This is a genomic window from Mesorhizobium sp. M6A.T.Ce.TU.016.01.1.1 (assembly GCF_003997065.1).
Lineage (GTDB): Bacteria > Pseudomonadota > Alphaproteobacteria > Rhizobiales > Rhizobiaceae > Mesorhizobium > Mesorhizobium mediterraneum.
Genome location: NZ_RZTJ01000018.1, coordinates 119356 through 128034, shown reverse-complemented (window position 1 = coordinate 128034; position 8679 = coordinate 119356). Strand labels below are relative to the sequence as shown.

Sequence of the window (8679 nt, the reverse complement as noted above, 5' to 3'; positions counted from 1 at the left end):
CCGGCCTCGTGTTTCTTCAAAATTCCGATGATCTGCTCTTCAGAGAAGCGGCTGCGTTTCATGTCCTGGTCCTCTGGATGGGCCAGAACGAACTTCAAACCGGATTAGATCAGAGGGGCAAGGTCAGGACGCCTCGGCGCGGTCGTCGACCTCTTCACCCCAGCCGAATGTGCCAACTACTTCAAAGCCGCAGGATATGACCTGGATCAGATAGGACGTGCTCCAATGGTTTACACCTGACACAGGAGTCCGGCCCCCACAACCGTTTCGCAATGAGGAGCAGCGCTGCCGCTGCTCCTCCAATCACACGACGGATTCACGATGCGGCAACTCGAGCCATGATTTCGGATCGAATGGCCGATGCGGTGTATAGTGAGGCATCCAGCGGCAAATCCCCAAATGCCAGTTGACACAGAAGATAATTAGCACCTGCCTCTTCCAGCTGATCAAGGAGAGCTTTTCGGACAGAATCTGCCGTTCCCACGACGCACAATTCACTTTCAATTGCTGCATCGAAGTTCAAAGGCAAGTTTGGTGGAGTGGAAATGGCATTTAGTTCGTATAGAAATTTGAAGCTATTGAGCCATCGTTCATAGGCAGGTGCTGCGAGCAAATACGCATCTGTTTCAGAACGCCCTATCACCACCATTCGGAGCAATCCAAGAAATGGCGCTTGCTGGCCAATGTCAGCATCGTGAATTCGGGCGGCGCGGAACGCGTCGGTAACGCTGCGAACAGAAGTGGAAGGTCCGACGCAGGCGATGTTTGCCCCATTCGCAGCGGCCCAGCTAGCCGGCTCGGGTCGATTGGTGGCGATCCATGTCGGCGGATGGGGATATTGGTGAGGTCTCAACGTCAGCGGAACATCTTTCAACTCAAAGTGGCGGCCCTGATAAGAAAGCGTCCCGCCTTTCATCGCATTGATGAGAATCTCACTGGCCTCCGCATACTGTTCTGGTGCTGCTTCTACAGCAACCCCGAAGTATCCCAATTCAGTGGGAGCAGAGCCGCGCCCTATGCCGAGTTCAAGCCTGCCGCCGCTCAACTGATCAAGCATGCAGATCTCCTCGAAGGCACGCAGCGGATGATAGAGCGCAAGTAGCATTACCATGGGACCAACACGAAGACTGCGGGTTCGCTGGGCGACGCTCGCTAAGAACAAATTCGGTGATGGACCTCTGCCATGCGGCGTACAGTGGTGCTCGGCGAGATGATACGCATAAAAGCCATAGCCATCGCACGCTTCTGCTAGGCTCAGCCGATCTGCATATTGTTGTGCGATGTCATCGCCGTTTTCGTCCAGATGATCGAAGATGCCGAAGGTCAGGCCCGAAGCGGAAATTTTCTTCAATTAATTGTTCTCCAAATTACCAATTATTTGTTCGATAAAATCATAGCTCACGACATATCAACACCTATTACTTGATGCTTAATGTGAATCGACTTCATGCTTGTGAACACCGCAATTCTTCTTAAAGCTCATACAGACGCGTTTGGCGGCAGCAAGGAATTTGTCCATCTGCTCTGTGGTGCCAATGCTGACGCGAATACAGTTCTTCAAATCTACGTCAGGAAAGCTGGCGATGAGGATCGCCTGCTCTTTCAACGCGGCTTGCCAGCATGAGCCCTCCTGTCCCGCCGGCACACGGGCCAGCAAAAAGTTTGCGTGGGAGGGTGTTACGGAAAAGCCAAGTTGCAACAGCGCCAGGGTCACTCGCTGTCGTTCATGCTTGATGTGCCTGTGGTTCTCTTCGTAGGCGTGGCGATGCGCAAGAATGCTTTTCCCGACCGCCTGCCCGATCACGTTCATGTTGAAGACATTCTGGATGTTGCGCAGCCTGCCAATGATTTCTGGGTGACCGAAACCGAAGCCGACTCGCACGCCAGCGGCAGCATAGCTCTTTGAAAAAGTCCTCAAGATCAAAAGATTCGGATGTCTATTGACGAGGCGCAGGGCATGGTCGGGTGCGAAGTCAACGTAGGCCTCATCCAAGACGATCAAGCGATCTGCTTGCTCCACAAGGCGTTCGATTTCGGCCACCGGCACGAATGTTCCGGTCGGATTGTTCGGATTAGCCAACAGAATGAACTTCGCGTCTTTTGCGGGGCCGGACAGCAGTTTTTCTATCGGCAGGGGATGAGCTTCGCTCGATGCGATTTCGAGAAACTCGGCACCCTGCAACATGGCAAGTTTACGGTTGAACGAAAATCCGGGCGACAGCATTGCCACTCTATCTCCTGGGGCGAGGAAAGCTCTGTAGATGAGTCCGAGCAGCTCCGACGAACCGTTGCCGGCAATCACCTGATCTTTGGAAAATCCGTAAGCATCGGAGGCAGCTGCCCTTAAGCTGAGATTGTCGTCTTCCGGATAAAGATACTGGTGTTCGATCGCAGCAATTGCACTTTGCATTACGCTCTTCGGCAACGGAAACGGGTTCTCGTTCGTATTTAGCTTAACGCAATTTGCATCCGTCGCTGGTCCGTTGGACGAGAGAGCATCTAATTTGCTGGCCACCGGCGAAAAAAGCGAAAGCACGGTCTTCAGTTTTGCATCGCACATGTTCTTCTCCGTTTTTCAGTCCCGCAGGGCATGTGACATGAGGCAATCGTTGATCGTGACTTGATCGACGTTCGGCTATATCAGCGCTGCCTTCCCACCCTGGTGGGGATCGCCGACCACGGTTTGGATTTGACACCGGGAAGCTGTCGAGAACCTGATGACGACCCAACGTGTGGCCGACGGCCGATTCGGCCCAACAGACGGTGTTTCAACATCGCATCGTCGTCAAAGCCGCATGCAGGGCCAGCACGACAGCCCGCCTCCAGCGCCCGCAGAAATAGGTGGAAACCGAGGTCTTGCCGAACATCAGTTGCTCTGCCACCTCGCCCACCAGACTGCCCTGTTTATGGGTCAGGCGCAGGGTATCTCTGACGCTCGTTCGTCTTGCTTGCTTCCGTCTTGGCATGGGCTCTCTCGGTTCGCTTGATGAGAGAGCCAAATACCGGCTCATCTGAGCATGAGACGCGGGCCTGACGATATGGAGCGTCTCTGGTGGCGCGCGTAGCCAAGAGGGTTCGCCTCGCTGGCGGGCATGCAAGACGGCGCACCTCCTTGGCCATCCTGTCCCATCGTCTCAGATCGTGAGGCGCACCTTATAGTCGGTGAGGAGATCTTGCAGGGTCAGGATACGCCCTAGCCCTTAAGGTTGTTGGTCGCACCGAGCAAGCGCGGGACCTGTCGACGGACAACAGCGGTGCCACTGCCGCACTAGGTCGTCCAGCACCGCAGTGAACCGCGTACGTAGCATTTTGTCGTAGGCGGCATCCTGGATAGCCGGATACGGGCTCTTCACCCGCTGCACCACCGATTGCGGGATGATGTCGCGAGAAACATTCATGGGTTTCGTGAAAAAAGTGTACCCGCCGAAGAGCCCCACTCGCGTGGGCGGTGCAGCACCACCTCGGTGTCACTGCTCGTGTCGAAGCGATGGCCTAGGCCGGCCAGCTGTTGACGCAGCTCGCGGTAGTTGTAAGTCTCACCCGTGTAGACGAGCACCAAGTCAGGTCGGCCATCCTCCTGGAGCATCATCGGCTGACGGCCGCCCTGGATATCGATGATTGCCAGGTGTGGTGTCCCAGCGCCGCAGGCCCGCCGATCCAAGTCCCCTCGTCGTCCGGACCGCGGTTCGCCATGGTGGCCGTCATATCGGCAAGCTCCCTTCGCGCGTCGGGACCTCCGAGGTCTCGATTGAAGTCGATCCATTCACAGATGCCGCACAGATTTTGGCTCCCTCCTGAGATAACTGTCGCCGCATTTGGGGCGAAGCAGATATTATGCCAGTGGGAAACCATTCGAGGCAAAGTGACGGATCTAGCCCAGCTACGATCCGCATCCGACATTGTCGGACATCGGACAGCACCGCGATTCGCTGCATAGGAAGGCTGGAGTCGCGATTTCCCTAGGGGAATCAGCGCATGAAAGGAGAGCTGGGTCGTGTCGGCCGAAATGAGAAATTGCTCCCCCTTATTGCCTCACCGAGGAATGTTACCGAGCGCGATAGGACGGACATGCCCTATCTCCCCCCGTTGCAGCTGAGGGAGATAGGGGCCAGCTCTTCATCCACCCGCCATGGGGGATGATCAGCCCAGCCATTTCCATGCGCCAGGCCTTCACAAGCCGTGCACCATTCAGGTTCTTTTCCTTGAAGCGCGACTATCCTTGTCAGACGTCGCAACACTTGCTGCCGAGAGCACGAGCTCTTCCTCGAGCATGCCTTGATCTGCGCCTCGAACGGCTCGCACATGCTGGGTCTCAACGACTTCGCAGAGGTTGATATTCTGCAGTGACTTTCGTCTCGCTGCTGCAGGGCATTGACGCTGGGAGCCATGCTCGCGTGGCGCAATTGTGCTGAAGCCGGTGCCCACGGCAACGTTTCTTAACCCGCCCCAGGTCCTGGCGTTTGGCTAATTCCCGACATTCGTGTCCGGCTTCGGACAAAGGCCGGGTTTGCCGAACGGAGTCGCACCCAATTTCCAGTGCTGCTTGAGCAATAATATCGACCGGCATTACTGCACAACACGAAAGTTGCTGCAAAAACCGAAGTGAACCCAAGGCATCGGGTCAATTGGCATGGCGCTTGCGACTCGGTCGATAGAACGCAGTCAAAACCACGTTTGGAGACCATGCCTACCTCTCAAAGCTCGATAAAGCCCGCGAGCAAACATTCCCCGTCTCCGCGGAAAACTGGAAGCTCGTCGCCGTTAAACGTCCCTGCTCGGGGGCGGTCTTGCACAAGACCTGTCCGAGGCAACCACGCCAAGGCGCGAGGCTGCCGGAACTGTCGACGGAAGTCGATGCCGCTTCAGTTTAACCGAAAGATGCACCGTACCACTTTGGCCTGGGAGCAAATTAATGACCGATAGAAAGAACGTTCCTCTCGTGACCTTTCGCACGCGTGTTCGCGATGAGTCGATCGGGGGGCCAAATCCTTATCGGTGGGAGAACAAGACCTCCGACGATTATTTCGGGGGCAAGCGCGTTATCCTGTTCTCGCTGCCTGGCGCCTTCACCCCGACCTGCTCGACCTTCCAACTGCCCGATTTCGAAAAACTCTATGATCAATTTCTGGAACTGCGAATTGACGCGATCTACTGCGTCTCAGTCAACGATGCTTTCGTCATGAATGCGTGGGGAAAGTCCTTGGGGCTGCAGAAGATCGAGCTGATCCCAGACGGGTCGGGCGAGTTCACGCGCAAGATGGGCATGCTGGTCGCGAAGGACAATCTGGGCTTTGGAATGCGCTCCTGGCGATACGCCGCTCTGATCGACGATGGCGTGGTGGAGCAGTGGTTCGAGGAGGAAGGCTTCTGTGACAACTGCGAGACGGACCCCTATGGCGTTTCATCCCCGCAAAACGTTCTCGACAAACTGAAGGCGGCGGCATGACCCAGAAGTGGCAAGTCTCACACAACCCCAGCACACACTAGAGCCTCCTCGGCAGATTACCGGTTCAACATGCATCTCTCAGCAAGCCTGCTTCAACGCCAGAAGCAACGTATGGTCTTATCGCCTCAAGCCATTGAAGCTATTCGCTTGCTGCGATTGACGCATACTGAACTCCATCAGCTCGTGGAGCAGGCACTCGAGAAGAACCCCGTTTTGAAGCCTGACCCGTTTGACGACGTTTCGCCGCTGCCAGGGGAGGATCAGCGGAGCAGTCAAAGCAGAAGCGAAATCGGCGAATCGCCCATTGGCGGGCCGTCTGGCGGGCGCGGGCAATGGAAGTCGCAACGCAGTAGCGGCAACGATCGACCTGCCGTCGAGGAGTTTACCGCCCACACCGAAACATTGCACGACCATGTCGCCCGCCAAGTCGCCCTCACCCCGTTCACCCCCCAGGAGCGGCTGATTGCCGGACAGCTCGCCGCCCATCTGGAGGACACTGGCTATCTTCAGGTAAACCTTTTCGATCTGGCCAGGAGGTTAAACGTTCGGCAAGCTGATGTGGAACGGGTCATCGGAATCTTGCAGCAATTTGATCCGCCGGGGATTTTTGCGCGAACTCTCAGCGAATGCCTGGAGATTCAGCTGCGCCAGCAAGACCGGTTCGACCCGGCTATGGCAGCTTTGGTCGCCAATCTCGAGATGCTTGCACGGGGGGATTTTCAGGGATTGAAGCAGCGTTGCGGAGTCGACGAGGAGGATCTCCTCGACATGAGGAACGAAATCCGCGCGCTCGATCCCAAGCCTGGAGACCGGTTCCAGTCCGGGACGCCGGAAACCATCGTACCGGACGTCTGGGTAATGCCCAAGTCCGAAGGTGGATGGCGGGTGGAGCTTGATCCGGCCACGCTGCCCAAAGTGTTGATCAACCACACCTATATCGCCGAAATCTCGCAGCTGACCAATCAAAATCCGGAAGGCAAAGCGTTTCTCGACCATTGCCAGGAAAAAGGGAACTGGCTGATCAGCAGTCTCAAGCAGCGCGCTAAGACGATCCTTAAGGTTGCGACCGAAATCGTGCGCCAGCAGGATGCCTTTTTTACACACGGCGCCGCCCATCTGCGGCCTCTCTGTCTCAAAAATGTCGCTGACGAGATCGGCATGCACGAGTCGACGGTAAGCCGGGTGACTTCGAACAGGTACATGTTGACTCCGCGCGGGGTGTTCGAGCTGAAGTATTTTTTCGCTGCGCCAATCGCATCCTGCGAGGGCGGCGACGCGCACTCCGCCAAAGCTGTCCGCCATCGGATCAAGGCAATCATAGCCGAAGAATCGCTCGACAAGGTACATTCCGACGAAGACATCGTTGCTAAACTCAAGGAGACCGGCATCGATGTCGCTCGCCGTACCGTCACCAAATATCGCGAGGCGATGAACATCCCTTCCTCCATACGACGGCGCCGCGAAAAGCGTTTGTCCGCAGTTGCGATCAAGCGAAGTGACTAACCGACATTCGTGGTCGGCGAGAGGCGACTCTCAACTTCCTCCGGGCCGAAGCAGCTTTCGAAGTCATGGCATTCCCCGCAACTGGGTGCTGTGCATGACGAAAAGCCTTCGGCCTCACACAGCTTGCGGTAAAAGTACTTTTTCCATTTCATGTTTTCTGTGTTGCCTGCCGCCAGCGCGGGAAAATGTCTGGCAAGCAGGCGGCTGAGCTCAGCGCGATTTGAGAGGCCAAGATCCCGCCAAAGATGGTCCATGCGCATCGCACGCCGGGCGATGATCTTGGCCAAGCGGGCGCTCGCCGGGTCGGCCGGCGCAGCATGCGCTAGCAGCAGCCGGCGTAGCAGCTCCTCTTCCAGTTCCGGCTCGGGCTCGCTCAACTCCTCCAAAGCGAATACGCTGCTGGAGGTAGACGGGAAAGTTGCGGCCAAGACATCACGCAATTCGACAGACGAAAGGCCTGTCCCCTCCGTCGCCAACACCTCGCCCGCCTGGACCTCCTCAAGCGAACGTGAATGTACGCAGGGCAGCACATGCTGATCGAAGCTCCTCCCTAGCTCGGACCCACGCCATTGCGCGCTGGATAGGCAGCCATCATCGTAACGGCCGGCTTCAGCTTCCGGCATGACAAAGCGCCTTGTTGACCGCAGGGATGATCTTGTCGCCCCAGAGCTCGATCTGGCGCAGCATCGTCTTTTGGTCGAAGTCGCCCAATTGAGTCTGAACTGCGATCTGGTCCGGTTTCAAGATATCGATCTCTTCCAGCAGGCGATCAATCACGCGATTTACGCTGCCAATCGGCAAATTTTTGCGCATGGTCTCGAAGGACAGATCCTGCTGGGTCGGTGTCTCCTGCAGCAGGTAGCCATCGTGGCTCTGTTGGCGGCGCTGATGCAGGGCTTCAGAAAGCCGGCGCTGGAAGCGGGCATTGTCGAGATAGCTGTTGATCTCCAACTCGTCGTGGCTGGCATAGCAGCAGCGCAGCAGCGATATCTTGACGTCGGTGACGTTCTTTTCCTCGGATGCCGCCGCCCTCTCGACTGATTCACGCAGTGTGGTCAAAGTCTCTAAGCCGTCGTGGAAGGCTGTGACAAAAAAATTGTGCCCCTCGCGGTAGGCCCGAGCCATCCGTGCGGCTCCGCCAGCGATCCAGATAGGCGGCGTCGGCTGCTGGACTGTGCGGACCGAAATCGCTGTTGGGGGGATCTTCTCATACTGGCCGTCGTGTTCGAAGACGTTTTGGTTGAGGCCCTTGAGAATGATGTCCAGGTATTCCGAAAAGACGGCCGGCGCCTCATCGATGTCCACGCCGAACCGTTCGAACTCGAACTGCTGGTATCCCAAGCCTACGCCGAGCTCGAGACGGCCGTTCGCAACGATGTCGGCGAAGCCGATCTCGGACAGCAGGCGCTGCGGTTGGTAAAGCGGCAGCACGCAGACGGCAGTGCCCAGGCGAATCGTGCTTGTCAAGCCGGCGCAGTGCGCCACCATCATCAGCGGGGATGGTATGAGGCTGTAATTGTTGAAGTGGTGCTCAGCAAACCACGCGGTGTTGAACCCAGCCTGCTCCGAAGCGACGGCCTGTTCGATGGAGTTGCGGATGACGCTTTCTGAGGATTGGTGATAGCCGCGCTGGGCGGCCAGAATGAAAGTGGCAAATTCCATGATTTCTCCTCGTTATAGACACGTCAGCCGACCGGGAATGTGCTCCGCATGCGCAGGCTTGGATCTCA

General features: G+C 56.9%; 7 protein-coding genes and 1 pseudogene. 2 read left to right on the top strand and 6 right to left on the bottom strand.

The window, feature by feature from the left end; translation table 11 throughout:
- Positions 1–316: 316 nt before the first annotated feature.
- The 4 genes and pseudogenes from EOC94_RS26175 to EOC94_RS35165 form a co-directional block, all read right to left on the bottom strand.
- Positions 317–1351, bottom strand: a complete 1035-nt coding sequence (locus EOC94_RS26175; protein ID WP_095484287.1) for an LLM class flavin-dependent oxidoreductase — start codon at positions 1349–1351, stop codon at positions 317–319.
- A gap of 78 nt (positions 1352–1429) precedes the next feature.
- On the bottom strand, positions 1430–2560 hold the full coding sequence (hisC, locus tag EOC94_RS26170) for a histidinol-phosphate transaminase (RefSeq protein ID WP_095484286.1): 1131 nt from the start codon (positions 2558–2560) through the stop codon (positions 1430–1432).
- A gap of 173 nt (positions 2561–2733) precedes the next feature.
- Positions 2734–2966, bottom strand: a pseudogene (locus EOC94_RS26165) (IS21 family transposase); the annotation flags it as partial.
- A 428-nt stretch (positions 2967–3394) separates the two neighbouring features.
- Entirely contained in the window at positions 3395–3763 is a 369-nt protein-coding gene (locus EOC94_RS35165) for a hypothetical protein (RefSeq protein ID WP_206072932.1), read from the bottom strand.
- A 1149-nt stretch (positions 3764–4912) separates the two neighbouring features.
- Between EOC94_RS35165 and EOC94_RS26150 the strand changes: the two genes are divergently transcribed.
- Positions 4913–5446 carry a peroxiredoxin gene (locus EOC94_RS26150; RefSeq protein WP_029356553.1) on the top strand — a complete coding sequence of 178 codons (534 nt, stop codon included), beginning with the start codon at positions 4913–4915 and terminating at the stop codon, positions 5444–5446.
- 69 nt (positions 5447–5515) lie between these two features.
- A complete protein-coding gene (gene rpoN, locus EOC94_RS26145) occupies positions 5516–6949 on the top strand; it encodes an RNA polymerase factor sigma-54 (RefSeq protein ID WP_095484285.1) in 1434 nt (477 codons plus the stop codon).
- Here rpoN and EOC94_RS26140 read toward each other — a convergent pair.
- Both EOC94_RS26140 and EOC94_RS26135 read right to left on the bottom strand, forming a co-directional pair.
- Positions 6946–7572, bottom strand: coding sequence for a nitrogen fixation protein NifQ (locus EOC94_RS26140; RefSeq protein WP_063169382.1), 627 nt, complete (start codon positions 7570–7572; stop codon positions 6946–6948). The two genes, rpoN and EOC94_RS26140, sit on opposite strands and share 4 nt — an antisense overlap.
- Positions 7559–8611, bottom strand: coding sequence for an LLM class flavin-dependent oxidoreductase (locus EOC94_RS26135; protein WP_024505249.1), 1053 nt, complete (start codon positions 8609–8611; stop codon positions 7559–7561). The genes EOC94_RS26140 and EOC94_RS26135 overlap by 14 nt, the downstream gene beginning before the upstream one ends.
- Positions 8612–8679 lie beyond the last annotated feature (68 nt).

Coding starts and splice junctions, on each gene's coding strand:
- EOC94_RS26140 (WP_063169382.1), bottom strand. CDS start 7,572: ATGCCGGAAGCTGAAGCCGGCCGTTACGATGATGGCTGCCTATCCAGC.
- rpoN (WP_095484285.1), top strand. CDS start 5,516: ATGCATCTCTCAGCAAGCCTGCTTCAACGCCAGAAGCAACGTATGGTC.
- EOC94_RS26150 (WP_029356553.1), top strand. CDS start 4,913: ATGACCGATAGAAAGAACGTTCCTCTCGTGACCTTTCGCACGCGTGTT.
- EOC94_RS26135 (WP_024505249.1), bottom strand. CDS start 8,611: ATGGAATTTGCCACTTTCATTCTGGCCGCCCAGCGCGGCTATCACCAA.
- hisC (WP_095484286.1), bottom strand. CDS start 2,560: ATGTGCGATGCAAAACTGAAGACCGTGCTTTCGCTTTTTTCGCCGGTG.
- EOC94_RS35165 (WP_206072932.1), bottom strand. CDS start 3,763: ATGGATCGACTTCAATCGAGACCTCGGAGGTCCCGACGCGCGAAGGGA.